At 71.8% G+C, this 25,448-nt stretch carries 26 protein-coding genes; 18 read left to right on the forward strand and 8 right to left on the reverse strand.

Features of this window, described 5'->3' with window-relative positions:
* Positions 1-44 precede the first annotated feature (44 nt).
* From ACIA5C_RS22650 to ACIA5C_RS22695, 10 genes are all read left to right on the forward strand, one after another.
* A complete protein-coding gene (locus ACIA5C_RS22650; RefSeq protein WP_396057578.1) occupies positions 45-1,019 on the forward strand; it encodes a methyltransferase in 975 nt (324 codons plus the stop codon).
* Complete coding sequence (locus ACIA5C_RS22655; RefSeq protein WP_396057580.1) at positions 1,016-2,107, forward strand: glutamate--cysteine ligase; 1,092 nt, start codon at positions 1,016-1,018, stop codon at positions 2,105-2,107. The genes ACIA5C_RS22650 and ACIA5C_RS22655 overlap by 4 nt, the downstream gene beginning before the upstream one ends.
* Positions 2,108-2,135: 28 nt before the next feature.
* Complete coding sequence (locus ACIA5C_RS22660) at positions 2,136-2,936, forward strand: MBL fold metallo-hydrolase (protein ID WP_396057582.1); 801 nt, start codon at positions 2,136-2,138, stop codon at positions 2,934-2,936.
* A gap of 54 nt (positions 2,937-2,990) precedes the next feature.
* Positions 2,991-3,392: a ChaB family protein gene (locus tag ACIA5C_RS22665; RefSeq protein WP_396057584.1), complete on the forward strand. Its 402-nt coding sequence runs from the start codon at positions 2,991-2,993 to the stop codon at positions 3,390-3,392.
* Between the two features lie 33 nt (positions 3,393-3,425).
* A complete protein-coding gene (locus ACIA5C_RS22670; RefSeq protein ID WP_396057586.1) occupies positions 3,426-4,193 on the forward strand; it encodes a MerR family transcriptional regulator in 768 nt (255 codons plus the stop codon).
* A 72-nt stretch (positions 4,194-4,265) separates the two neighbouring features.
* Positions 4,266-5,342 (forward strand): L-dopachrome tautomerase-related protein, encoded by a 1,077-nt coding sequence (locus ACIA5C_RS22675; RefSeq protein ID WP_396057588.1) that lies wholly within the window; start codon positions 4,266-4,268, stop codon positions 5,340-5,342.
* Positions 5,343-5,396: 54 nt separating this feature from the next.
* Complete coding sequence (locus tag ACIA5C_RS22680; RefSeq protein WP_396057590.1) at positions 5,397-6,002, forward strand: flavodoxin family protein; 606 nt, start codon at positions 5,397-5,399, stop codon at positions 6,000-6,002.
* A gap of 80 nt (positions 6,003-6,082) precedes the next feature.
* On the forward strand, positions 6,083-7,438 hold the full coding sequence (locus ACIA5C_RS22685; protein WP_396057592.1) for a hypothetical protein: 1,356 nt from the start codon (positions 6,083-6,085) through the stop codon (positions 7,436-7,438).
* A gap of 64 nt (positions 7,439-7,502) precedes the next feature.
* A complete protein-coding gene (locus ACIA5C_RS22690; protein WP_396057594.1) occupies positions 7,503-9,716 on the forward strand; it encodes a catalase in 2,214 nt (737 codons plus the stop codon).
* A 76-nt stretch (positions 9,717-9,792) separates the two neighbouring features.
* Positions 9,793-10,584 (forward strand): SDR family oxidoreductase, encoded by a 792-nt coding sequence (locus tag ACIA5C_RS22695; protein WP_396057707.1) that lies wholly within the window; start codon positions 9,793-9,795, stop codon positions 10,582-10,584.
* A 6-nt stretch (positions 10,585-10,590) separates the two neighbouring features.
* On the opposite strand, the gene ACIA5C_RS22700 is transcribed toward ACIA5C_RS22695, so the two are convergent.
* The 4 genes from ACIA5C_RS22700 to ACIA5C_RS22715 all read right to left on the reverse strand — a co-directional run bounded on the left by ACIA5C_RS22700 (position 10,591) and on the right by ACIA5C_RS22715 (position 12,810).
* Positions 10,591-10,755, reverse strand: a complete 165-nt coding sequence (locus ACIA5C_RS22700) for a hypothetical protein (RefSeq protein ID WP_396057596.1) — start codon at positions 10,753-10,755, stop codon at positions 10,591-10,593.
* A gap of 73 nt (positions 10,756-10,828) precedes the next feature.
* Entirely contained in the window at positions 10,829-11,200 is a 372-nt protein-coding gene (locus tag ACIA5C_RS22705) for a class I SAM-dependent methyltransferase (RefSeq protein ID WP_396057598.1), read from the reverse strand.
* On the reverse strand, positions 11,197-11,739 hold the full coding sequence (locus ACIA5C_RS22710) for a PIG-L deacetylase family protein (RefSeq protein ID WP_396057709.1): 543 nt from the start codon (positions 11,737-11,739) through the stop codon (positions 11,197-11,199). Before ACIA5C_RS22710 ends, ACIA5C_RS22705 begins: the two co-directional genes overlap by 4 nt.
* A gap of 162 nt (positions 11,740-11,901) precedes the next feature.
* Entirely contained in the window at positions 11,902-12,810 is a 909-nt protein-coding gene (locus ACIA5C_RS22715) for an acyl-CoA dehydrogenase (RefSeq protein WP_396057600.1), read from the reverse strand.
* A gap of 71 nt (positions 12,811-12,881) precedes the next feature.
* Between ACIA5C_RS22715 and ACIA5C_RS22720 the strand changes: the two genes are divergently transcribed.
* On the forward strand, positions 12,882-14,066 hold the full coding sequence (locus ACIA5C_RS22720) for a zinc-dependent alcohol dehydrogenase (RefSeq protein WP_396057602.1): 1,185 nt from the start codon (positions 12,882-12,884) through the stop codon (positions 14,064-14,066).
* Position 14,067: 1 nt separating this feature from the next.
* Here ACIA5C_RS22720 and ACIA5C_RS22725 read toward each other — a convergent pair whose 3' ends face one another.
* Positions 14,068-14,865, reverse strand: a complete 798-nt coding sequence (locus ACIA5C_RS22725; RefSeq protein WP_396057604.1) for an SDR family NAD(P)-dependent oxidoreductase — start codon at positions 14,863-14,865, stop codon at positions 14,068-14,070.
* Between the two features lie 35 nt (positions 14,866-14,900).
* Positions 14,901-15,788: a glycosyltransferase family 2 protein gene (locus ACIA5C_RS22730; protein WP_396057606.1), complete on the reverse strand. Its 888-nt coding sequence runs from the start codon at positions 15,786-15,788 to the stop codon at positions 14,901-14,903.
* A 77-nt stretch (positions 15,789-15,865) separates the two neighbouring features.
* Between ACIA5C_RS22730 and ACIA5C_RS22735 the strand changes: the two genes are divergently transcribed.
* The gene (locus ACIA5C_RS22735) at positions 15,866-16,942 is read left to right on the forward strand and encodes an NAD-dependent epimerase/dehydratase family protein (protein ID WP_396057608.1); all 1,077 of its coding nucleotides are present in this window, start codon (positions 15,866-15,868) and stop codon (positions 16,940-16,942) included.
* Here ACIA5C_RS22735 and ACIA5C_RS22740 read toward each other — a convergent pair.
* Complete coding sequence (locus ACIA5C_RS22740; protein WP_396057610.1) at positions 16,939-17,478, reverse strand: DUF6328 family protein; 540 nt, start codon at positions 17,476-17,478, stop codon at positions 16,939-16,941. The genes ACIA5C_RS22735 and ACIA5C_RS22740 overlap by 4 nt on opposite strands.
* 207 nt (positions 17,479-17,685) lie before the next feature.
* Between ACIA5C_RS22740 and ACIA5C_RS22745 the strand changes: the two genes are divergently transcribed.
* Genes ACIA5C_RS22745 through ACIA5C_RS22755 form a run of 3 tightly spaced genes read left to right on the forward strand, consistent with a single transcriptional unit; the run spans position 17,686 to position 21,361 of the window.
* A complete protein-coding gene (locus ACIA5C_RS22745) occupies positions 17,686-18,699 on the forward strand; it encodes a chemotaxis protein CheB (protein ID WP_396057612.1) in 1,014 nt (337 codons plus the stop codon).
* A gap of 50 nt (positions 18,700-18,749) precedes the next feature.
* The gene (locus tag ACIA5C_RS22750; RefSeq protein ID WP_396057614.1) at positions 18,750-20,585 is read left to right on the forward strand and encodes a CheR family methyltransferase; all 1,836 of its coding nucleotides are present in this window, start codon (positions 18,750-18,752) and stop codon (positions 20,583-20,585) included.
* Positions 20,586-20,641: 56 nt separating this feature from the next.
* On the forward strand, positions 20,642-21,361 hold the full coding sequence (locus ACIA5C_RS22755) for an ATP-binding protein (RefSeq protein ID WP_396057616.1): 720 nt from the start codon (positions 20,642-20,644) through the stop codon (positions 21,359-21,361).
* A 19-nt stretch (positions 21,362-21,380) separates the two neighbouring features.
* Here the strand turns inward: ACIA5C_RS22755 and ACIA5C_RS22760 are convergent, their stop codons facing one another.
* The gene (locus tag ACIA5C_RS22760) at positions 21,381-22,493 is read right to left on the reverse strand and encodes a SigB/SigF/SigG family RNA polymerase sigma factor (protein WP_396057618.1); all 1,113 of its coding nucleotides are present in this window, start codon (positions 22,491-22,493) and stop codon (positions 21,381-21,383) included.
* 150 nt (positions 22,494-22,643) lie between these two features.
* Here ACIA5C_RS22760 and ACIA5C_RS22765 point away from each other — a divergent pair, with 150 nt between their 5' ends.
* From ACIA5C_RS22765 to chrA, 3 genes are read left to right on the forward strand one after another with little or no spacing between them, the layout of a single operon-like run.
* Positions 22,644-23,492: a Rieske 2Fe-2S domain-containing protein gene (locus ACIA5C_RS22765; protein ID WP_396057620.1), complete on the forward strand. Its 849-nt coding sequence runs from the start codon at positions 22,644-22,646 to the stop codon at positions 23,490-23,492.
* Positions 23,493-23,541: 49 nt separating this feature from the next.
* Positions 23,542-24,264, forward strand: a complete 723-nt coding sequence (locus ACIA5C_RS22770; protein ID WP_396057622.1) for an ArsR family transcriptional regulator — start codon at positions 23,542-23,544, stop codon at positions 24,262-24,264.
* Positions 24,261-25,418, forward strand: coding sequence for a chromate efflux transporter (gene chrA, locus ACIA5C_RS22775; protein WP_396057624.1), 1,158 nt, complete (start codon positions 24,261-24,263; stop codon positions 25,416-25,418). The genes ACIA5C_RS22770 and chrA overlap by 4 nt, the downstream gene beginning before the upstream one ends.
* Positions 25,419-25,448: the final 30 nt, after the last annotated feature.

A 25,448-nucleotide genomic window follows, 5' to 3' on the forward strand; every position in this document is an offset into this window, starting at 1 on the left:
ATCGGTAGCGAATAACCCGGCCGACTCGGGGAATGCGCGCCGCCATGACGACGACCGAACGGGTTCCCGCCGCCCTCGACGAGCGGACCCTGGCCGACGACGCACTGTTGCGGCTCGGCCAGACGTTGAAGGAGGCCGGCTATCAGTTCACGACGGTCACCCCGGCCACGCACGAACGGGTGAACCGGCGACCGGCGAACGCCGCCGCTCGCGACCTGCGGGATGTGTTCGGATGGAGCCGGCCGTTCGCCGGTTCCGTGGTGCCCGAGGCGATGCTGTCCCTGCTGGAAACGGCCGATGCGGTCGAGCAACGCGGCGATCTGCGGCGGAGCCGGGTGCGGTTCTCGTCCTACGACGGTGAGCTGTTCGTGCACTCGGCGTTCCCGACCGAGCGGGCCGACTCCGTGTTCCTCGGGCCCGACACCTACCGGATGGCCGACGCGGCGATCGCGCACGTGACCGACCGGGCGGAACCGGTCCGGCGGGCGGTCGACATCGGCTGCGGGACGGCGGCGGGCGCGATCGCGGTGGCCAAGCGGGCGCCCGGCGCCGAGGTCCTCGCCGTCGACATCAACGACACCGCCCTGCGGTACGCCCGGATCAACGTGGCGCTCGCCGGGACGCCGGGCGTCCGGCCCTGCCGCAGCGACCTGCTCGACGACGTCGACGGTCCCTTCGACCTGATCATCTCCAATCCGCCGTTCATGATCGACCCGGCCGGGCGGACCTACCGCGACGGCGGCGGCCCGGACGGGAACGACCTGTCGCTGCGGATCGTCGACGTGGCGGCCGAACGGCTGGCCCCGGGGGGATCGCTGGTGCTGTTCAGCGGGGCCGGCATCGTCGACGGGCACGACCCGCTGCGGGCGGCGGCCGCGCGACGGCTCGCCGGAACGGACCTCACCTGGACCTACCGTGAGGCCGACCCGGACGTCTACAGCGAGGAACTGGACGGTGAGGCGTACGCCCGGGCGGAGCGGATCGCCGTCGTCGTGCTGACCGTGACGCGGCCTCGATGAGCAGCCGGACGGTGGGTGTCGAGGAGGAGTTCCTGCTTCTCGACCCGGCCACCGGGGAGAACCTGTCGGTCGCCGAGAAGGTCCTCGGCGATCTGCCGGAGGCGTTACGCGACCGCGGCCACCTGGAGTTCCGGCCGTGCATGGTCGAGATGGTCACCGACGTCTGCACCAGCCTCGACGAGCTGGAGGACCAGTTGCTGCGCGGCCGCCGGGCGGCCTCCCGGGCGGCCGACTCGCACGGGGCCGCGCTGGTGGCGATCGGGGCCACCCCGGTGCGCGAGCGAAGCCGGGTGCCCTCGGGCAGCGCGCGGTTCCGCGAGATCGTCGAGCACTACGGGCCGGTCGGACGCGATCCCGCGGTCTGCGGCTGCCACGTGCACGTCGGTGTGCCGGATCCCGAGGAGGCGGTCGCGATCTGCACGCGTCTGCGGCCGTGGCTCCCGGTGATTCAGGCGCTGGCGGTCAACTCGCCGCTGTTCGAAGGGGACGACACCGGCTACGCCAGCTGGCGGTCGATTCAGCTCGATCGGTGGCCGAGCCTCGGTCCGTGGCCTCATCTGCGGTCGGTGGCGGACTACGAGCGTACGGTGGCTTCGCTGATCGCCTCCGGCGAGATGCTCGACGAGAGCCTGGTTCTCTGGCATGCCCGGCCGTCGGCCTCGTTCCCGACCGTCGAGGTCCGGATCGCCGACGTCTGTGCCGAGGCGCGCGACACCGTGCTGGTGGCCGCGCTGGTGCGCGGGCTGGTCGACACCGTGGCCGGCGACGGCGGCGGCGACGGGCCGGAGATCCCCGATGCGATCCTGCACGCGGCCCACTGGAACGCCGCCCGGGACGGCCTGGCCGGAACCCTGCTCGACGCCCGCACCGGGCGCCCCTGCCCGGCCTGGGACCTCGTCCAGGAGATGGTGCGCTGCGTGACGCCGGCCCTGCGGCGGCACGGCGACCTCGAGCGCGTCACGGCCGGCCTCGACCGGATCCGCCGGGAGGGCACCGCCGCTGCCCGGCAACGCGGCATCTTCGCCGAATCCGGCAGCGTGGCCGTCGTGCTCGACCATCTCGCGGAAGCCACCGTGCACGGTGCATGACCGGCCGTTTGCGGGGTAGCCGACACCCATGCATGCCGCCGCCACCTTCATCGGCAACGCGACCGTGCTCCTGCGCATCGGCGACTTCACGTTGCTCACCGACCCCGCGTTCGGGCCGGCCGGCAGCCGTGTCTCGCTGGGCCACGGGCTCTGGACCAAACGGCTGCGCGACCCGGTGCTCGACCCGCTGGAGGACGTCGACCTCGACGCGGTGGTGCTGTCGCATCTGCACGGCGACCATTTCGACCGGGCCGCGCGCCGCCGCCTCGACCCGCACCTCCCCATCATCACGACCCCGCAGGCCGAGCGCCGCCTGCGGCGGCAGTTCACGGCCGTACGCGGTCTGCCGACGTGGAAGTCGCACGAGTGGACCCGGGGGGATCAGCGGCTCCGCATCACCGCCGTGCCCGGCAAACACGGTCCCGGGCTCGCCGATGCGCTGCTGCCCGACGTGATGGGTTCCGTGGTCGAGTTCGCGGTCGCGGGGCAGCGCGGGCTGACCCTCTACATCACCGGCGACACCCTCTACATGCCGCGGCTGGCCCAGATCCCGCGCCGGTTCGGCGACATCGACGCCATGCTGATCCATCTCGGCGGCACGCGGGTGCTGGGCCTTCTGGTCACCATGGACGACCGGGAGGGTACGCGGCTGTCCCACCTGATCGGTGCGGGCCGGACGATCCCCATCCACTACGACGACTACAAGGTGATGAAGTCGCCGCTCTCGCGCTTCGTCGAGCGCGCCCGCCGGGAAGGCCTGGGTGGTGTCCAGCCGATCGGCCGCGGCGAGACCATCGACCTGCCGCTGCGCGGGCTGGCGGCTCTCTAGGCGCTGTGGTCCAGCGGTGCGGTTTAGCGGTCCTTCCAGCGGGCACCCAAAAGCATGCCCGCACGTGAAGACATGCCGAGCACCTTGAAACGGTCGCCCAAGAAGGCGCAGGACACCTACGCCGAGACCCACGACTCCGCGGTGCAGGAGTACGGCGAGGGCGAGCGCGCCCACCGCACCGCCTTCTCGGCGGTGAAGCACTCGTTCGAGAAGGTCGGCGACCACTGGGAGCCGAAGAAGAAGCGCGGCCCGAGCGACGCCAAGGCGGCCGGTGGCCGCGGCACGAAGGCCCCGACCGCGGGCGGCGTGGACGCGAACGCCAGCAAGCAGCACCTGATGGACGTCGCGAAGCGCCTCGACATCGCCGGCCGCTCCCGCATGACCAAGCCCCAGCTGGTCGAAGCCATCCAGAAGGCCAACGCCCGCAGCGACCGCAAGGCCCGCGCGAACAGTTGACCCTGACGTCACGTCAGGCCGCAGAGTGGTGGCATGACCGACGAATACACGGTGGGTGTCGCCGCCGACATGGCCGGCGTCTCGGTGCGGACCCTGCACCACTACGACCAGATCGGGCTGGTGCGCCCGAGCAGCCGCAGCCCGGCCGGATACCGGCTCTACACCGAGGCCGACCTGGGGCGGCTGCAGCGCGTCCTGTTCTATCGGGAGCTCGATCTCGACCTCGGCGACATCGCGGAGGTCGTGTCCGACCCGAAGATCACCGACGAGGGGCATCTGCGGCGGCAGCGCGAGCTGATCGAGCAGCGGATCGGCCGCTGTCAGGGCATGCTCGCGGTGATCGACCGGGAGCTGACGGCCCGCAAGGGCGGCATCAGCCTCACCCTTCACGAGCGGTGCAAGGTGTGGGGCGGCGACCGGCTGCTCGAACACATGGACGACGCCGAGCGGCGGTGGGGACACCAGCCCTCGTTCGCCCAGCGGCAGCTGCGGACGGCGGCCTACACCGAGCAGGACTGGCTCCGGCTGCGCGACGAGCTCCACGTCATCCACCGTCGTCTCGCCGACTCCCTGAGCCAGGGTGTGCCGGCCACCGATCCCGCCGTGACGGACCTCGCCGAACAGCTGCGGCAGCACACCGACCGCTGGTTCCATGACTGCGGTTACGACAAGCACCGGGAGCTGGCCGAGCTCTACCGCACCAACCAGCGCAGCGGCCGCAACTACGACGACATGGCGCCCGGCCTGTCGCAGTACGTGCACGACGCGATCATGGCGAACTGCGACCGGGTGAAGTCTTGACGAAGCGTTTCATCCCGCGCGGCGGTGGTACCCGGACTCGCCACCGGCATGACCGTGCGTGGTGAAGGAGGGATGACAGTGCTCGAAACCGTGCACAACTTCGACGACGGGCCGATGCCGACCGGGGTGAGTGTGTCCTCGGCCGGCCGGGTGTTCGTCAACTTCCCGAAGTGGGGCGACGACGTGCCCTTCACCGTGGCCGAGATCCGCGACGGCAAGGTGGTGCCCTTCCCGGATCAGGCCATGAACGACCCGTCCGGCGACGACGACGCGACCGCCTTCGTCTCGGTGCAGAGCATCGTGGTCGACCCCGCGGACCGGCTCTGGGTGCTGGACACCGGCGCACCGATGTTTCGCGAGACCGGGCCCGGCGGCCCGAAGCTCGTCTGCATCGACCTCGGCACCGACACGGTCGTGCAGACCATCACCTTCGATCCCGCGGTGGCGCTGCCGACCACCTATCTCAACGACGTGCGCTTCGACCTGCGCCGGGGTTCGGCCGGGGTCGCCTACATCACCGACTCCTCCGACCAGGGGCCGAACGGGCTCATCGTGGTCGACCTGGCGAGCGGGCAGGCCTGGCGGCGGCTGCACGAGCACCCGTCGACCAAGGCGCTGCAGCCGCCCGACTTCCTGCCGATCGTCGAGGGCTCACCGTTCCTGGAACGGCCGGCCGACGGGCCCGCGAAGCCGGTGCTGATGGGCGCGGACGGGATCGCGATCGCCGCCGACGGCAGCCGCGTCTACTACTGCCCGCTCGCCTCCCGGCGTTGGTACAGCGTCAGCGCGTGCGCGCTGGCCGACCGCGACATCAGCGACGACGAGGTGGCCGCGACCGTGGTCGACGAGGGCGACAAGGGCGGGGCGTCGGACGGGCTGGAGACCGACGACAAGGGTCGCCTCTACCTGACCAGCGGTGAGCACAACGCCGTCCTGCGCCGGCTGCCCGACGGCACCTTCGAGACCGTCGCCCACGACCCGCGGCTGCTCTGGCCGGACACCATGTCGGTCGCCGACGGCTATCTCTACGTGACCGCCAACCAGTTGCACCGGCAGGACAAATACCAGCGTGGCAAGGATCTGCGCCGCTATCCGTACGCGCTGTTCCGGGTTCCGATCGACGCCGGGCCGGTCCGGTTGATGCACTGACGGTCGGCCGCCCCCACGCCCCCTCGTCGCCGACCGATCACTTTGGAGTCCCCCATGCGCGCACTGGTCATCAACTGCACCCTCAAGCCGTCCCCGGCGCCGTCCAACACCGAGGCGCTGGCCGCCGTCGTCGCCGAGGCCCTGGAGAAGCAGGGCGTCACGGTCGGATGGGTCCGCGCGGTCGACCACGACATCAAGCCCGGCGTGGAGAGCGACATGGGCGACGGTGACCAGTGGCCGGCGATCCGCGAGCAGATCCTCGCCAGCGAGATTCTGATCATCGCCACCCCCACCTGGGTCGGTCACCCGTCGTCGGTCGCCCAGCGGGTCATCGAGCGGATGGACGCCATGATCTCGGAGACCGACGACGCGGGATGCCCGGTCGCCTACAACCGGGTCGCCGGGGTGGTCAACACCGGCAACGAGGACGGCGCCCACCACGTGATCAGCGAGATCTGCGGGGCGCTGGTCGACATCGGCTTCACGATCCCGGCCCAGGCCTGGACCTATTGGCACCTCGGCCCGGGCGGCGGCCCGAACTACCTCGACGACCAGCGCGGTCACGACTGGGCGGCGTCCACCGGCCGGGCGATGGCCCAGAACCTCGTCACCGCCGCGGCGGCGCTCGCCGTCACCCCCCTGAAGGCGCCACCGGACTGACCCGGCGCGGCCGGTGCCGCAGTTCTCCCGCTCGATGGGCGACCGGCGTTTGACCGATGCCACCCCGGGTAGCCGTGCGCATGCCTCCGATCGCAGCGCATCTCCGGCCCGACACGGTTCTCTGCCCCGACAGCCTGGAAAGCGCCCTGCTGGACGCGATCGGCACCGGGGAGCACGTCCGGCACGTGCCGGTGCTCGGCCGCCGCGGCGAACTGCCGGACGATCTGCGCCGGCCGGCGCTCGGTGCCGAGGCGCGGGCGTCCGCGGTGCCGCTCGACGCGGTCGGCGCGATCGATGCCGAGGCGGTCGCCGGCTGGATCGTCGAACGCTACCCGGAGCCGCACTATCCGGCCGTGCTGCTGGGCTCCCCGCACGGCTCGGCGGTGCACCTCACGGCGGCGATGCGGGGCGCCTGGCTCCCGACGAGCTTCACGGTCCGCGTTCCGTGGCCGGGCGGCCACGTGGGGGACTGGCGTGGGGCGGGCGAGGCGGGCAGGGTCGTGGCCGGGCGCATCACGGCGGCGAACCCGGCGGTCAGCGTGCGGCAGGTGCACGACCCGATCCTCGACGGGCCGCTCTGCGCGGCCACGATCACGCTGCACGTGCGGTGGCGGGAGTTGCCCACGGCGTACGAGAACTTTCTGCGCTCCCGGCTGCGGCCGGGAGCGATGTCGCTGGTCTTCCGGGACGTGCGGACCTGGCCGGTGCTCGACCTCGGCGGCGGCCACACCCTGCAGGTCGGCAGCCCGGTCACCGGCCTCACCTACGACCAGTACGACATCGCCCGCCCGGCTTTCCGGAAGATCCTGCGGGATCTCGGCCCGGACGAGTGGTCCCGGCCCGGCCGGGGCATGCTTCCCCGGTACGCCGAACGCGCCGGCGAACCGGCCCTCGAACCGCAATTGCGTGAAGTGGCCGCCGAGGCGGGGCATCGCGCGCACCGGGTCCTCTACCGTGGCCCGGCCGCTCTGAGTGCCGTCGTCGCCGACCTCCATCGGGAATCCGAGCCGTCCGGCGGCTCGTGCCTGATCGAGACCGACCGGCTGGTCGATCCGCAGGGGGTCCTGCGGCGGGGGATCGTTCCCTACTGGTGTGAGTCGGCCGCCGGGACCACGGTCGCCGCGGCCGAGCAATGGCTGGCCGGGAGCCGGCCGTTCGCACGGGTCGCCGTGCTGCCGTCGCCGCCGGGAACCGTCGCCGAGACGCACGCGGGGCTGGGGCAGTGGCGGTCGCTGTCGACGTTCGCGGAGCGGGGTGGCTGGGTCGATCGGCAGGCGGCCGGGCGTTACCCCCGGCTGCCGCTGGCGCGCAGCAGCGCCGTACGGATGACGGCCGAGACCGGGCCGGCCGGGCGGCCGGCGCCGCCGATGAGCGCCGAGCGGGTCCTCGCCGGGTTGCGCAGGCAGGGCCCGCTGCTAGGGATGTTCGTCGGCTGAGTTAGATCGGCGATTTGCCGGGTATGGAGGGAACGCCCCGTAATTCGTCGTGAGGAGCAGCTGAATGGACCCGCGCAAGGCCATCAAGGCGGTCAAGGACGCCGTCACATCGCCCAAGGTCCCCGGAGCGCCCGGTAGCGGCACGCCGTCGATCGAGGAGCCGACGACGCCCGCCGAGCCGCTGCCCCCGAAGCCGGAACAGGGCGCGCCCGAGCCGCGCACCCCGACCGGCGCGGTCACCGGCTGCCCGGTCACCGCGTACGGGCAGCAGGGCGCCTTCCTGACCACCGGCGACGGGACCCGGCTGCGCGACACCGACCACTCGCTGAAAGCGGGCCCGCGCGGGCCGATCCTCCTGCAGGACCACCACTTCCGCGAGAAGATCACGCACTTCGACCACGAGCGGATCCCCGAGCGGGTCGTGCACGCCCGCGGCGCCGGAGCGCACGGCGTGTTCACCGCCTACGGCACCGCCTCCACGCTCACCCGCGCCGACTTCCTGAAGAAGGACAAGGAGACGCCGGTCTTCGTCCGGTTCTCGACCGTCCTCGGCTCGCGTGGCTCGGCCGACACCGTGCGCGACACCCGCGGCTTCGCGACCAAGTTCTACACCGACGAAGGCAACTTCGACCTGGTCGGCAACAACATCCCGGTCTTCTTCATCCAGGACGCCATCAAGTTCCCGGACGTCGTGCACGCCGCCAAGCCGCACCCGGACCGCGAGATCCCGCAGGCGCAGAGCGCCCACGACACCTTCTGGGACTTCGTCTCCCTGCACACCGAGGCCCAGCACCACACGATGTGGAACATGTCCGACCGGGGCATCCCCCGCTCCTACCGGACGATGGAGGGCTTCGGCGTCCACACGTTCCGGCTGGTCAACTCCGCGAACGAGACGGTGCTGGTCAAGTTCCACTGGAAGCCCGCGCTCGGCGTGCACTCGCTGACGTGGGAAGAGGCCCAGCTGCTCGGCGGCATCGACCCCGACTTCCACCGCCGCGACCTCTACGACGCCATCGAGGCGGGCGCGTTCCCGTCGTGGGAACTCGGCCTGCAGGTCTTCCCGGACGACCCGTCGGAGACCTTCGCCGGCATCGACCTGCTCGACCCGACCAAACTCGTCCCGGAGGAACTCGCCGAGGTGCAGCCGGTCGGCCGGCTGGTGCTCAACCAGGTGCCGACCAACTTCTTCGCCGAGTCGGAGCAGGTCGCCTTCCACCTCGGCCATCTGCCGCCGGGCATCGACGTCACCAACGACCCGCTGCTGCAGGGCCGGCTCTTCTCCTACCTGGACACCCAGCTCACCCGCCTGGGCGGGCCCAACTTCGAGCAGATCCCGATCAACCGGCCGCACGCGCCCGTGAACGACATGCTGCGCGACGGCTTCCACCAGCACGCCGTGCACGCGGGGGTGGCTCCCTACCGGCCGAACTCGCTCGACGGCGGGAACCCGTTCGTCGACCCGTCCGACGGTTTCCTCGATGTGCCGGTGACGGTGGCCGAAGCGCCCAAGATCCGGCAGAACCCGGCCTCCTTCGACGACCACTTCAGCCAGGCCCGGGTGTTCTGGCTGAGCATGTCGCCGGTCGAGAAGGAGCACATCGTCGCGGCGTACACCTTCGAGCTCGGCAAGTGCTACGAGCAGGCCATCAAGGAGCGCCAGCTGCAGTGCCTGGCCGAGATCGACCCGGTGCTGTGCGCCGAGGTCGCGACCGGCCTCGGCCTGCCCGCCCCGGCGCCCCGGACCGACCCGGTGGACGTCTCGCCGAGCCCCGCGCTGTCCCAGCTCGGACAGTCGTGGCCGGTGGACGGCCGCATCATCGGCATCGTGGCGACGGAAGGCTCGGACGTTGGCGCGGTGCGCCAGGCCGTCCTGGACGCCGGCATGCTCCCGCTGATCGTCGCGCCGCACGGCGGCAAACTCGGCGACCTCGACGTCCAGCGCACCTTCGACACGGCGCGGTCGGTGGAGTTCGACGCCGTACTCGTGGCGGCCGCGCCCCCGCCCGCACCCGGCGCCATCCCGGCCCGGGACGCGAAGGCCGGCGCACCCGGCGCCGCGCCGGTCGACCCGCGCGTGCTGCTGCTGATCGACGAGGCCTGGCGGCACGCGAAGGCGATCGGAGCCTGGGGCGACGGGGCAGCGCTGATCGAGCAGACCGGCGCCGCCGGAACCCCCGGGGTGGTCACCGCGGGAGACGGCCCTTCGGCCTTCACCGCCGTACGCGAACTGCTCGCCGACCACCGCGTGTGGGACCGCTTCCCGGCCTCTCTGTGAAACCGGCCTCCCTCTGAAAGGAGTTGTGGTGACCGACAAGGAGCGTCAGCAGGAACCGCCCGGCACCCTCGGTGCGATGCGGCAACGGCCCGACCACGGCGAGGACAGCTACCACGGCAGCGGCCGGCTGGCCCGCAAACGGGCCCTCATCACCGGCGGCGACAGCGGCATCGGCCGCGCGGTGGCGATCGCCTTCGCCCGCGAGGGCGCCGACGTGGCGATCTCCTACCTGAACGAGCACGAGGACGCCCGCGAGACCGCGGCCCTGGTCGAGAAGGCGGGCCGGCAGGCGTTGCTCATCCCGGGCGACCTGACCGACCGGGACCACTGCCGCAACGTGGTCGAGCAGACCGTGCAACAGCTGGGCGGCCTGGAGATCCTGGTCAACAACGCCGCCTTCCAGATGACCCACGAGACGGTCGAGGAGATCCCGGACGAGGAGTGGCGGCACACCTTCGACCTGAACATCACGGCCATGTTCCGGCTCGTGCAGGACGCCCTGCCGCACCTGAAGGCGGGTGCCTCCATCATCAACACCAGCTCGGTGAACTACGACCAGCCCAGGCCGACGCTGCTGCCGTACGCCACCACGAAGGGCGCGATCGCCAACTTCACGGCCGGCCTGGCCCAGCTCCTGGGCGACCGCGGGATCCGGGCCAACGCGGTGGCGCCGGGCCCGATCTGGACCCCGCTGATCCCGTCGACGATGCCGCCGGAGCAGGTGGCCGAGTTCGGCAAGGACACCCCGCTGGGCCGCCCCGGCCAGCCGAAGGAACTCGCGCCGGTCTACGTCATGCTGGCCTCCGACGAGGCCAGCTACATCTCCGGCGCGGTCATCGCGGTGACGGGAGGCAAACCGATCCTCTGAGCCCGGTCACGCCAGCCGCTCGCGCTGGGCGACCAACCGGGCCGGCGGCGGCACGCGGGTGAAGACCTCGAGGAGGAAGTCGTCCTCCTCGTGGCGGGCCAGCCGGGTGAGGCCGCGCCGGGCGGCCAGGGCGGCGTGGACGGCGTCGCCGGAGCGGAAGTGTTCGGTCACGGCCAGCGCCAGTGGGCGGCGACCAGGTCGCCGCCGGGGACCAGGGAGTCGATCGCGCGGTCCAGCAGCGTGGTCAGGTCGGCGTCGTCGAAGTAGTAGGCCAGTTCGGAGAGAGCACGATCAGGTCGAACGAGGCGTCCGGCCAGTCGGACGGCACCCGGCCCTGGCGGACGGTGACCTGTGGCGTGGCGGCGAGCCGGGCCGTGGCGGTCTGCACGGCGGCGGGGACGGCGTCCATCGCCAGGAGGCGGTCGCAGCGGGGGGCCAGCAGGGCGGTCAGGCGGCCGGTCGAGCAGCCCGGTTCGAAGGCCGACCGGTAGCGCGGCCGGGTCGCGGCGGCCGCGGTCAGGGCGTGTTTGCGGGTGTCGTACCAGCGGGTCTCGAAGCTCCACGGGTCAGGGTCGGCGGCGTAGAGGGCCTGGAAGTAGCTGAGCGGGGTGGTCACACGAATACCGTTTCGAAGGCGCGGGTGAAGTGGTCGAGCACGTTCGGTGGGAGGATCGCGGCGTCGGCCGGCTCCGGGCCCAGGGGCGCGATCTGGCTGGGGAAGGCGGCAATCGCGGCGGCCTTGGCGGCTACCGCGGCCGGCGTCAGGTCGATGCAGCGGGCCCGCTCCCACGGCACGGCGGCATCGCCGGGGCGGGCCCAGTGCCACATCCAGATCGGGTATTCGAGCAGGCGTGCCGCGGTTGCCGCGCATGCGCGGGCGGCGGCCCGGCCCACCGTCTCGTGGTCGGGGTGGCCGTCCTCGCGCCACGTGGCCAGGCACCAGCGGCCGGGGGAGAGCAGGGCGGTGAGCCGGGAGCAGACCTCGTCCTCGTCGATGCCGCCGTCCGGCTGGCCGAGCCGGTGCACCGCCGAGCCGGCCAGGCGCAGGCGGGACAGCGCCTCTGTGGTCTCGGTCCGGCGGAGCGCGGCCAGCGAGGCCGGTGTGTGCGCGGCCGAGCCGGGATGGGACGCCTCGCCGTCGGTGACCGCGGCCAGGTCGGCCGAGCATCGCCATCAGTCCGGCCACGCCGAGGATCTCGTCGTCCGGGTGCGGCGCGACGACCAGCGGCTAGACGGCCGGGTCGAGCGCCAGCGCGGGGAACACCGGCAGCGACTCCCACTCGTTCTCGGGCGTGCCCGCCGCGACGTCGATCGGCCTCACCACGACAGGTCCTCACGGATCAGCAGGCGTCCCAGCTGCTCGAGGTCGTCCTCGGCGTGGGACTGGCGTAAGTAGACGGTCAGGTCGGCCACCCGCCGGGCGTGGTCCTGGCAGAGCGGGCCGGCCCCGAGCGCCCGCCCCACGCGGTCGAGCACCGACGTGGCGGTCGCCTCCACGGTCGCCCGCACCCGCAGGGCCAGGCGGTGCTGGTTGTCGGACGGTGACGCGTCGATGGCGTCCGCCGCCGCCGAGAGCACAGACCCGGCAGCGCCGAGCGCGACGTCGACCGCGCCCAGATGGGCGTACGCGTGCGGCGAGCGCTCCTTCGCGAAGGCCGCCCGCAGCTTGTCGGCGACTCCGAGCGCACCGCCGTACCAGACCGCGGCGACCCCGATGCCGCCGTGCCAGAAGCCGGGCCGGTCGACGTAGGCGCCCGGGCCGCCGACCGGGTGGCCGGGCGCGTCGGTGAAGCGCACGGTCCGGCTGTCGCTGCCCGCCATGCCGACCGCAGGCCAGGTGCCGTCCAGCGGCCCGGCTGTCGGGGCCGTGTTGGTGACCGCGAACAGCCGGATTCCGTCCGCTGCCGCGGCGGTGACCAGCGCGTGGGTGCACCAGTCGGCGCCGGAGCACCACGGACGGTCCCCGGTCAGCCGCCACCCGGAAGGGCCGTGCACCGCGCGTACGGAATCGGGAGCCGCCGCCCAGACGCCCCAGCGCTCGCCCGCCGGGTTTTCGGACGCGTCGGAGGAGCCCAGCTCGGCCCGGATCGCGACCGCGTCGGCGTGACCCTCACCCAGCCGGGCGCCGGCGAGGTCGGCCCGGCCGAGCGCGGTGAGCCCGCGGAGGCGTTCGAGAGTGCGGCCGTGGCCGGGGAGCGGGAGATCAGGAACGCCGATGAACGACACGGACGCCCGGTACCAGGAAAGTGGCTGCGCAATCCACGTGCATTCCGGGCGCCCGCGGGTATCCGGCGGCCATGCGTGCATTGACTTGGCAGGGCACGGGCAAGGTCTCGGTCGAAACCGTACCCGACCCGACGATTCAGGAACCGACCGACGCGATCGTGCGGATGACCTCGACCGCGATCTGCGGGTCCGATCTGCACCTCTACGACGTCCTGGGCATGTACATCGACCCGGGCGACATTCTCGGGCACGAACCGATGGGTGTTGTCGAGGCGGTCGGCTCCGCGGTCACACACATCAAGCCGGGCGACCGGGTGGTCATCCCGTTCAACATCTCGTGCGGGCACTGCTGGATGTGTCGCAAGGGGTTCTTCGCGCAGTGCGAGACGACCCAGGTGAAGGGGCACGGCAAGGGCGCGTCGCTGTTCGGTTACACCAAGCTCTACGGCCAGGTGCCGGGCGGCCAGGCCGAGTTGCTGCGGGTGCCGCAGGCCCAGTTCGGGCCGATCAAGGTGCCGGACGGGCACCCGGACGAGCGCTACCTGTTCCTGTCCGACGTTCTGACCACCTCGTGGCAGGCGGTCAGATACGCCGACGTCGAGCCCGGCGACACCGTGCTGGTGACCGGCCTCGGTCCGATCGGCCAGATGTGCGCCCGGATCGCCCGGCACCTCGGCGCCGGGCGGGTCATCGCGGTCGACGACGTGCCCGAGCGGCTGGCGATGGCGGAACGCAACGGCATCGAGGTGATCGACTACTCCAAGGTCGAGGACGTACCGGAAGCGGTGCGGGAGATGACCGCCGGCCGTGGGGCCGACGGGGTGGTCGAGGCGGTCGGCATGGAGGCGCACGGCACGCCTTTCCAGGCGGCGGCGATGAAAGCGGCAGGCATGCTGCCGGACCCGTTGGCCCGCAAGGCGACCGAGACCTTCGGCGTGGACCGCATGGGTGCGCTCCGCACGGCCTTCGATGCCGTGCGCCGGGCCGGCACCATCTCGATCATCGGCGTGTACGGGGGAGAGGCCGACCCGTTCCCGATGATGGAACTGTTCGACAAGGGCGTGACCCTGCGGATGGGTCAGGCGCATGTGAAGCGCTGGGTCGACGACATCATGCCGCTGCTGACCGGCGACGACGACCCGCTCGGGGTGGACGACCTGGTGACGCACCGGGTGCCCCTCGAGGAGGCGCCCGGTGCCTACGACATGTTCAAGGAGAAGCGCGACGGTTGCATCAAGGTCGTGCTGAAGCCCTGATCTACTCCGACGGTGCGGACCCCGGCTCGGCCATCTTGCGGTGCATCTCCGCTTTGGCCCGGTCGGGGAGCACCTTCGACATCGCGCCCTGCGCCTTGGTCTTGGCCGAGCCGGCGACGACCTTCTCCTTGTCCTTCATCATGGCCTCGAAGCCCTGCTTGGCCACCTGCGCCGGGTCGTCCTTCTTGCCCGCGCCGATCTTGGTGTCGTCCATCTCGGCGCGATGGAAGAAGTTGGTGTCGGTCGGCCCGGGCATCAGCGAGGTGACCGACACGTTGGAGTCGTTCAGCTCGGCCCGCAGCGCCTCGGCGAACGACTGCACGAACGACTTCGACGCGTTGTAGACGGCCTGATAGGTGCCGGGCATGGTGGACGCGATCGACGACGTGAACAGCACCCGGCCGGAGTCCCGCCGCACCATGTCGGGGATGACCCGCTTGGCCAGATGCACGGTGGACGTCACATTGACCGCGATGACGTTCAGCTCGTCGGCCAGGTCGGTGCCGTCGACGAACTCGCCGCCGATGCCGCGGCCGGCGTTGAGCGCCAGCGCGTCGACGCCGCGGCCCGACTCGAGGACGGCGGCGTAGAGCTTCTCGACGCCCTCGTAGGTGGCGAGGTCCGCCTGGACCGCGACGACCTGATTCTCACCGTCCCGGCGCAGGTCGACCGCGGCCTGCTGGATGGCATCGTCCTCGGCGGCGATCAGAAGGTCGTAACCGTGTTCGGCGAACTGCCGGGCGAGCTCGAACCCGATGCCGCTGGAAGCCCCGGTGACTACTGCGAATTCTTTGGACATGGCGACCGCATGCCCTCGGTGCGGTCATCTATGCGTCAGACGTAGCGCCGCGCTTTCGAGGCGCGCTGGGCGGCGTCGAGGGGCGCCAGGCGACGCTCGACCGGCCGGGGCCGGACCCGCCGTTCGGTGAGCACCCAGGGCAGCCCGCGCACGGCGTCCCACCAGGCGAAAACCGTGATCCGGTCGCGCGGCGCGGTGAAGGCCAGGAAGAGCGTACGGCGCAGGGCCGGTCGGAGTGGCCGCCGCAGCCACGTGAACCACAGGGTGTTGCGCAGACCGTCGCGCCGGCGCCGGGTGGTGTCCCGGAGCGTCGAGGCCGCGTGGTGGACGGTCAGATGGTCCAGATAGCAGATCTCCCAGCCGGCGGTGAGCAGGTCGGTCGCCAGCAGTTCCTCCTCGCCGCCGAGCCAGAGCCGCTCGCTGAAGCCGCCCTGTTCCCGGAAGGCGTGCCGCCGGACGGCCGACGCACCGGCCAGGAAGCTGCCGAGCGCCGGGCCCGGCAGCCAGTCCGGACCTTCAACGGGAGAGTCGCGCAGCTCGGCGACGATCGGATCCTCCCGGGCGCCCGGTTCGGCGACGATGCGGGCGTTCACGACGGCCAGGCGCGGGTGGGCGTCGAAGGCGTCGGCGGCCGCGGTCAGACTGCCCGGCTCCCACCACGTGTCGTCGTCGCAGAAGGCGATGTAAGGGGTGTCCAGCCGTTCCACCCCGAGGTTGCGGCCGACCGCGCCCGCGTTGTGGTCGAGCGCGAGGACGTCGACGTGCGGGAACTTGTCGCGCACGGCCTCCGCGGTGCCATCGGTGGACCCGTTGTCGACCAGCACGATCGGCGGTTGTTCGGGCAGGTCGGACAGGCGGGCGACCGCTTCGAGCGCCTCGTCGCGGCGCTCATGGGTGATGACGACGACACCGATCTTTATCACGGGGCGCGCGGGTACCCGCTCCGGCGGCGGTCAATCAAGGCGGGCGTAAAACGTACCCCTGCGGGTACGCCGCACCCATGCGAGTAGTGATCGTCGGAGCGACCGGCAACGCCGGTACGGCCCTGCTGCGCCGCCTGCACACCGAACCCGACGTCGAGCTGGCCGGGGTGTCCCGGCGGCTCCCCGACCCGGCCGGTGTCTATCGGGACGTCGCCTGGCATTCGGTCGACGTGGCCGGGGACCGGGCGGCCGGCGAGCTGACCGAGGTGTTCCGGGGTGCCGACGCCGTGGTCAACCTGGCCTGGCAGATCCAGCCCAGCCACGACCAGCGGCGGCTGTTCCGCACCAACGTGCTCGGCAGCCGCGAGGTGGCCCGCGCCGCGGTGCAGGCCGGCGTCGGGACGCTGGTGCAGGCCTCCTCGGTCGGCGTCTATTCGGCCGGGCCCAAGGACGCCTTCGTGACCGAGGGCTACCCGCGCAACGGCGTCCCCCGGTCGTCCTACAGCCGGCACAAGGCGCTGGTCGAACGGATGCTCGACGAGGTCGAGGCGGATCATCCGACGCTGCGGGTGGTGCGTCTGCGGCCCGGCCTCATCTTCCAGCGGGCGGCCGGCACCGAGATCGCGCGGTACTTCGCCGGGCCGCTGTTGCCGGCGCGGCTGCTGCGCTTCCAGCGCATCCCGGTGATTCCGGACCATCCGCGGCTGCGCTTGCAGGCCGTGCACGCCGACGACGTCGCCGACGCGTACGCCAAGGTGTTGCGGGCCGACGTGCGAGGCGCCTTCAACGTCGCGGCGGGCCCGGTTCTCGACCCCCGGGTGGCCGCGAGCGCTTTCCACGGCGTACGGGTGAGGGTGCCCGGCCCGGCACTGGCCGGCGCCGCCGCACTCGGCTGGTGGCTCCGTTTGCAGCCGATCGACGCGGGCTGGATCGCCCTGGCGCTGAAAGCGCCTCTGATGTGGTGTGCCCGGGCGCGGGACGAACTCGGCTGGGAGCCGGAGCGTGACGCCCTGGAGTCACTGCGTGAGCTGCTCGCCGGGATGGCCGACCGCGCCGGCGCTCCGAGCCCGCCCCTCGCCGCCACGCCCGGTCGGCCGGGTACGCCCGGGGGAGTGCTGCGGGGCCGGCTGCCCGGAACCGGCGACCCCTATTAGGGGAAGTTCCGCGCGGCGGCCGCGTGATCGCCCTCGGCGGAATTCATCTCCTCGTCCTCCTCCTCGGCATCCTCATCGATCCAGTTGCGCCGGATGAACGGGAAGACCACCCAGAAGGTCAGGAACCAGGCCGCCGCGATCGCGCTCAGGACCACGGCGATCCAGGTCGACAGCAGGTAAGCCGTGATCAACAGAATGCTGGCGACCATCGAGACCAGCATGAAGCCCAGGCCGGCGCTCGCCATGCGGTGGGCGTACCGCACGAGCTCGGGCTTACGTCCCTGCCGGAACAGCGCCCGGTGGAAGGCCACCGGCGAGATGATCATCGCCGCGGCGAAAGCGGCCGAGATCAGCGCGACCATGTAAATGGCCTTCTGGAACTCGGTGGTCTTCGGGAAGCCGTTGCTGAAGGGCAGGGTGAGCAGGAAGGCGAACAGAATCTGTACGCCCGTCTGCGCCACCCGCAGCTCCTGCAGCAGATCGGCGAAGTTGCGGTCCCAGCGCTGGCGCTCGGACTCACCTCGTCGGCGTGACATCTCGCGCGTCATGGGACGCGCGTTCCCCGTTCCGGGCGCCGGGAAACCCCCGGCCACGGAAGCCGCCACCCCGCAACCCGGTCGAGTCGGACTGACCGGCCCGCCGCTGCAAGCCCAGGTCGTCCGCACGGACGACCGGCTGGTGATGAGCCTTCGGTAACTGTGGAATGCTGGGGGTACTCGCAAGCGCACGCTTCGGGAGGCAGAGTGGCAGACCATCGGGACATCGTCGCCGTCGGCGCGTCAGCCGGCGGCGTCGAAGCCTTGCGGGCCCTGGTCGGTGGCCTGCCGGCCGACTACCCGGGCGTCGTCCTGGTCGTGCTGCACCTGTCCCGTGACGCGCCGAGTGCGCTTCCGGCCATCCTCGACCGCAGCGGGCCGCTCCACGCGGCCACCGCGGTCGACGGCGAGCCGTTGCAGCCCGGCCACGTCTACGTGGCCCCCAACGACCATCACCTGATCGTGATCGACGGCCACCTCCGGTTGACCCGCGGCCCGTCCGAGAACGGTCACCGGCCCGCGGTCGATCCGCTGTTCCGGTCGGTCGCCCGCGCGTTCGGGCGCCGCGCGGTGGGGGTGGTGCTCTCCGGCTCGCGCGACGACGGCGCCGCCGGCCTGGCCACGATCGTCGGCCGGGGCGGCGCCGCGATGGTGCAGGATCCGTCCGACGCGCTCTACCCGTGGATGCCCCGCGCGGCTCTCGAGGCCGCCCCGACCGAGCACGTCGCACCGGCGGCCAAGCTCGGTGCCCTGATTGCCGAGGTGACCGCCGTGGACCTTCCCGAGTCGCTGCCGGTGGTCGGCGACGACCACCTGCTCGACGCCGAGGTACGCATTTCCGAGCTGGGCCCGCTGACTTCCGACGAACTGCCGGTCCAGCCGTCCGGCTACGGCTGCCCGTCGTGCGGCGGCGCCCTCTTCCAGTACGCGACCGAGCCGAACCCGCGTTTCCGCTGCCGCGTCGGTCACGCCTGGTCGGCCGAGAGCCTGCTCGACGAGCAGGCGATCGCGCTCGAGGGTGCGCTCTGGATGGCGCTGCGAGCCCTGGAGGAGAAGTCGGCGCTGGGCCGCCGGATGGCCGGGAGCAAGATCGCCGGCGCGGTCTCGGGGGCCCGCTTCCGCGAGATCGCCGACGAGGCGGAGGCGGCCGGTGCGACGATCCGGCGGCTTATCAACCAGATCGGGTCGACCGGCCTTCAGGAGGCGGTCGACCCCGGGTGAAATACGATAGCGTCGCCGGACAAACTCCGCGTACCTCCGGGATGGGCTCGATGGAACCGATGGATCCGCATTTCGAAGCGCTGCTGGTCTACCTCAAGGAGTCCCGCGGCTTCGACTTCACCGGCTACAAGCGATCGAGCCTGATGCGCCGGGTCAACCGCCGGATGACCCAGGTGGAGACCACCGACTACCAGGAATACCTGGATTTCCTCCAGGTTCACCCGGACGAGTTCACCACGCTCTTCAACACCATCCTGATCAACGTGACCGGCTTCTTCCGCGACCCCGAGGCGTGGGACTACATGCGCACCGAGGTGCTGGAACCGATGCTGGCGGCCCGCCCGGCCGACTCGGTGATCCGGGTGTGGTCAGCCGGGTGCGCGTCCGGCGAGGAGGCGTACACGCTGGCCATGACCCTGGCCGAGATCATCGGGTCGGACGCCTTCCGCGAGCGGGTCAAGATCTATGCCACCGATGTGGACGAGGAGCAGCTCAACGAGGCCCGCCAGGCGACGTACGGCGAGCGCGAGATGCAGGCGGTGCCGCCGGAGCTGCAGGAGCGTTACTTCGAGCAGAACGGCAACCGGTTCAGCTTCCGCAAAGATCTGCGCCGCTCGGTGATCTTCGGGCGCAACGACCTGGTCCAGGACGCCCCGATATCCCGCATCGACCTGCTGACCTGCCGCAACGCGCTGATGTACTTCAACGCCGAGACCCAGTCCAAGATCCTCAGCCGGTTCCACTTCGCGCTGGCCGACGGCGGCGTCCTCTTCCTCGGCAAGGCCGAAATGCTGCTCAGCCACGGTAATCTGTTCGCGCCGATCGACCTCAAACGGCGGGTCTTCCGCCGGGCACCCCGGGCCGCGCACACTCCTGGAGCCATGATGGCCGAGCTTCCCCGGCTGGCCGCCACCCCGGTGACCGGCCTTGACCAACTCCGCAGCGAGGCGATAGCGGCGAGCCCGCTCGCCCAGCTGGTGCTGACCTCCGACGACCTGGTCGCGATCACGAACCGCCAGCTCGAGAAGCAGTTCGGTGTCTCCTCGCGCGACATCGGCCGGCCCTTCCGCGACCTCGACCTCTCCTACCGCCCGGTCGAGCTGCGCCGCTACATCGAGCAGGCCCAGGTCGAGCGCCGCACCCTGCGGATCAGCGACATCGAGGTGCAGCGCGGCGGCGGCGAGATGACCAACCTGGAGATTCAGGTCAGCCCGCTGACCGACGCCGAGGGCAGCCTCCTCGGAGTCAACGTGGTCTTCCACGACGTCAGCGAGGCCCGGCGCCTGCAGGACGATCTCGAGCACGCCAACCAGCAGCTCGAGGCGGCCTACGAGGAACTGCAGTCGACCAACGAAGAGCTCGAGACGACCAACGAGGAGCTCCAGTCCACGGTCGAGGAGCTGGAGACGACCAACGAGGAACTCCAGTCGACCAACGAGGAACTGGAGACCATGAACGAGGAGCTCCAGTCCACCAACGACGAGCTGCAGAGCATCAACGACCAGCTGCGGGTCAGCACCGGTCGCCTCGACGAGGCCAACGCGTTCCTCGAAGCGGTCCTGACCAGCTTGCAGGCCGGCGTCGCGGTGGTCGACCGCGAGCTGCAGGTCAAGATGTGGAACCGCCGGGCGGAAGACCTCTGGGGACTGCGCGCCGAGGAGGTGACCGGCCGGCACTTCCTCAATCTCGACATCGGGCTGCCGTTCGAGATGCTGCGCCCGCTGCTGCGCGGCGCCCTCGGCGGGGAGACCGGCGACGCCCAGGTCGACGCGGTCAACCGGCGCGGCCGCCCGGTAGCGGTGCGGGTGGTCTGCACCCCGCTGAGCGGGCGGGCGGGCGGCACCGCATCGGACGGTGCCATCATCGTCATGGAAGCAGGCGACTGACCGGCGTTTGGTTGCTGCCGCTAGGGGTAGTCGAGTCGGCGCTGCAGGAGGTCACGATGGCGGTTCGGTGCACGATAAACGGCGACGGTGCGGAACTGACTGCCACCCTGACCGGAACGCTGGGCATGGCCGACGCCGGGCACGTGCGCGCTTATCTGTTCAAATGCCTCGCCGAGCAGCCGGACGCCCTCTTCGTCGACCTGGCCGGCCTGTCGGTGGATGATCCGCTGGCGTTGGCCGTCTTCTCGGCGGTCAACCGTCAGGCCGCCCGCTGGCCCGGCATTCCGGTGCTCTACTGCGGCACGACCCCGCCGATCCGGGAGATGCTGGCCAGCGGCGCCTACCGGCGCCTGCCGGTGGTGGCGAGCGTCGAGCTCGCGCGCGAAGCCGTACGCGCGGAATGGCGCAGTGTCCCGTCGCTGATCGACGATGTGCTGCCGATCGCCGGGGCCGCCCGGCAGGCCCGCAACATGGCCACCGAGGCGTGCAGCCGGTGGGACCTGCCCGATCTGGTGGCGCCGGCCAGTGTGATCGCCGGCGAACTGGTCACCAACGTGGTCGATCACGCCAACACGATGGCAACCTTGCGCATCTCGCTGCGGCAGCGCTACGTGACGATCGGCGTCCGCGACGGCTCGACCGAGGAGCCCCGGCGCGTCTCTCCGGGCCCGATGGGCGGCCGCGGCCTGATGCTGGTCGAGGCGATGGCACACAGCTGGGGCTGGCTGCCGGTCGAGGGCGGCAAGGTCGTCTGGGCGTCCCTCCGCCGCGGCTGAACTGGCCGGCGCGGGAGGGTCAGCTGCGGAGCAGTTCGCCCAGGCCGGACAGCTCGAGGATCGGGCGGACCGTCGGGCCGGCTCCGTGCAGGGCCAGTGGGACGCCGGCGACCGAGGCCGCTGAGGCGCAGTCCACCAGGGTCGCCACGCCGGCGGCGTCGAGCAGCGGCATCTCGGACAGGTCGACGACCAGGGCGTCGCCGCGGGCCGTCGACACCGCGTGCCGCAGGCACAGGCGGAGGCGGGGCGCGCAGTCGCGGTCGACCTCGCCGCGTACCCGTACGGTCGCGACCCCGTCGGCACGGTCGACCGACAGGCGCAGGTCGGGGAACGACGGCGCGTTGCCGCGCCCGGTCCAGACCGGGGGCGTGTCGTTCAGCATCGCCTCGCGCAGCCAGGCCAGCGCGTGGGCGAGCAGCCGCGACACGTGCATCTGGGAGACACCCAGCTCGGCCGCGATCTCGACCTGGGTGCGGTTGCCGTAGAAGCGCATCGCCAGCATCCGGCGCTCGCGGGCCGGCAGCCGCATCAGCAGCCCGGACACCGTCACCTTGTCGTCGACGCTGTCCATCGCCGCGTCGGTCGAGCCGAGCAGGTCGGCCAGGGTGGGTGCGCCGCTGTCGTCGGAGATCGGCGAGGCGTCCAGGGAGCTCGGGGAGTAGCCGCCGTTGGCGACGAAGGCCTCGGCCACGTCGGCCTCGGCGGCGCCGATGCGGTGTGCGACCTCGGCGATGGTCGGGGTGCGGGACAGTTCGGCGGTCATCTGGGTGCGGGCCTGGCGGGCCTCCAGCAGCAGTTCCCGGATCGGCCGGGGCACGTGCACCGACCACGCGGCGTCCCGGAAGTGACGCTTCAGCTCCCCGGTGATCGTGCTGACCGCGTACGCCGTGAAGGAGCCCCGCTCCGGGTCGTAACGGTCGACCGACTTGACCAGCCCGAGCCGCGCCACCTGCTCGAGGTCTTCGAGCGGCTCGCCGCGGCCGCGGAACCGGCAGGCCAGACGGTGAGCCAGGGGCAGGCACTCCTGGGTGAAGCGGCCCCGTTCGTAGTCGAGGTCCGCGTGCTCGGCCGCCGCCCGCTCGGCGTAGGCGAGAGCCGCAGCGTCCAGGTCTTCCAAAGCGCGAACTGTCATGGCTTAACCTCGACCCCTCGAATGCCGTCGAGGTTCCGTGCCCGTTGAAGCGGCCCTCGAAACAAAATTGGGGCGGGCGTTTTGATCCTTCAAACCCGCGTCCCGGCCGGCCTGACGTTTGCCGGGACATCCCGCGGGCATGCCTGGTTGATGCGGATGATGACCCGGCTGGAAGAAGCCCGTTCCCTCGACCCGCTCAGCGACAAACTGCAGGCGGTGGTCTTTGCGGCCGTCAGGCCGCAGTTCCTGCGGGACCTGCTGCACGGCACCTGGCTGGGGCATCCGCTGCATCCGGTGCTCGTGCAGTTGCCGGTCGGCTCGTTCGTCTCGGCGGCGATCCTCGACCTGCTCCCGGGGAAGCGGCACGCCTCGACCGTACTCATCGCGGCCGGCACCGCCGCGGTCAGCCCGGCGGTGGCTGCCGGCCTGGTCGACTGGTCGCAGATGACCAAGGACCGGCGGCGGGTCGGCCTGGTGCACGCGGCGGCGAACACGGTGGCGGTCGGCCTCTATGCCGCGTCGCTGGTCGCCCGCCTGCGCGGGCGCACCACGCGCGGCAAAGCCTACGGCTTCGCCGGCCTGTCGGTGGCCGGCCTGGGTGCCTATCTGGGCGGTCATCTTGCGTACGCGCAGAGCGCCGGTGTCAACCAGGCCGCGCCCGAGATCGTGCGGGTGCCCGAGGACTGGACCGAGGTCTGCTCGCTGGCCGACCTGCCGGACGGCCGCCCGGTCGTCCGGAACGTCGCCGGCGTGGCGATCCTCGTCTACCGCCACGGCGCCGAGGTGTCGGCGCTGATCGAGCGCTGCGGCCACGAGAGCGGCCCGCTGGGGGATGGGGACGTCACCGGGTCGGGCGCGGACGCGTGCGTGACCTGCCCGTGGCACGGCAGTGTCTTCCGCCTGGCCGACGGCGCGGTGGTGCACGGCCCCGCGGCCAGCGACCAGCCGTCGCTGCGGGTCCGGGTCGACGGCGGCAAGGTTCTCGTCGCGCAGCCCTGAGGCGCCGCCGGGGGTACTGCATCAAATGAGTTTGATGTAATCTGCGGCAGTGATCCCGGCCTTCCTGGCCGCCGCCGGGCACCCGATCCGGTGGCGGCTGCTGAGCGAGCTCGCGCGTGGCGACCTGGCCGTGCGCGAGCTGACGGCGCTGCTCGACCAGCCGCAGAACCTGGTTTCCTATCACCTCGGCAAGCTGCGCAAGGCATCGCTGGTCACCGCGCGGCGCAGCAGCGCGGACGGTCGCGACACCTACTACGCGCTCGACCTGGCCCGCTGCTCCTCGCTGCTGACCGACGTCGGTGGGTCGCTGCATCCGGCCCTTCTTCTTGCACCGCCGGAGCCTTCCCCCGCGGTCACCGGGCGGGTGTTGTTCCTGTGCACCGGCAACAGCGCGCGCTCGCAGATGGCCGAGGCCCTGTTGCGCCCGCTGTTCGAAGGTGACGCCTTCAGTGCGGGCAGCCGGCCCAAGCCGGTCAACCGGCATGCCGTGACCGTGATGGCCGCCCGGGGCATCGACATCAGCGGAGCACGGCCGAAGCACCTGGACGAGTTCGCCGGCGAGCGGTTCGACCACGTGATCACGCTGTGCGACAAGGTCAAGGAGGTCTGCCCCGCGTTTCCTGGGCATCCGCGGCCGGTGCACTGGAGCCTGGCGGAGCCGGTCGAGCCGGCGGAATTCGAGCGTACGGCCGACGAGCTGACCGAACGGATCGGCTTCCTCCTGCACGCCCTGGCCGGTTCCTCCGCGCGACCCGGCGGAGAGGGCGCGTGACCAGGCCGTCCGGTGCTCATCCGGTCTCCCTCGCGACCGTGTTGCGGGAGTGGGGCCGGATCGGGTGCATCGGCTTCGGCGGGCCGCCCGCGCACATCGCCCTGCTGCGCAAGCTCTGCGTCGCCGACCGCAAGTGGCTCGATCCGCAGGAGTTCGAGGACGCCATCGCGGCCTGCAACCTGCTGCCCGGCCCCGCCTCGACCCAGCTCGCCATCTTCTGCGCCTGGCGGGTCCGGGGCCGGCTCGGAGCGCTGGTCGGCGGGGCCGCGTTCATCCTCCCAGGCCTGATCGTCATCCTGGCCCTGGCCGCGCTGTTCCTCGAGGGCGACCCGCCGCTCTGGGTCAAGGCCGCCGGTGCCGGCGCGGGCGCCGCCGTCGCCGCGGTCGCCGCCCACGCCGCGACCAGCCTCATGCCCGCCGGTTGGAAGCGCGCCCCCGAGCACAGCAGCCGCGCCCGCTGGATCACCTATCTGGCCGTCGGCGCGTTCGCGGCCGCCACCGTCGGGCCCTGGCTCGTGCTGCTGCTCATCGCCTGCGGCCTGGCCGAGATCGTCGCTCAGCGCCTGCCGGTCCACCGGCCGGTCGGCGCCCTGCCGCTCCTGGCCGGGGCCGGCGGTGGAGTGCTGGCCTCGGTGGCCTGGGCCGCGATCAAAGTGGGCGCCCTGTCGTACGGCGGCGGCTTCGTCATCATCCCCCTGATGCGGGCCGATGCCGTCGACCACTACCACTGGATGAGCGCCGCGCAGTTCCTCAACGCCGTCGCCCTCGGCCAGGTCACACCCGGCCCGGTCGTGCAGACGGTGGCCGTGGTCGGCTACGCCGCGGCCGGCCTCGGCGGGGGAGTGCTCGCCTCGGCGGTCGCGTTCACCCCGTCCTTCACGTTCATCCTGCTCGGCGCCCACCGCTTCGACCGCCTCCGGGCCGATCGCCGGGTCCGCGCGTTCCTCGACGGGGCCGCCCCGGCGGCGATCGGCGCGATCCTCGGCTCGACCGTCCCGCTCGCCCGGGCCCTCGACCGGCCGTGGCAGTACGCCATCCTGGCCGGCGCCGCTGTCCTCACCCTCGCCCTGCGCCGCGGCCCGGTCCTGACCCTGCTCTGCGGCGCAGCCGTCGGCGTCATCGTCGTGCTGAGCGGCGGCCCGCTCCCGCATTGACCCCGTTTGTCCGGCACCCGGTGTTTAGCG

This window comes from Actinoplanes sp. NPDC051343 (assembly GCF_044455125.1).
In the GTDB taxonomy this organism is placed as follows: Bacteria; Actinomycetota; Actinomycetes; order Mycobacteriales; family Micromonosporaceae; genus Actinoplanes.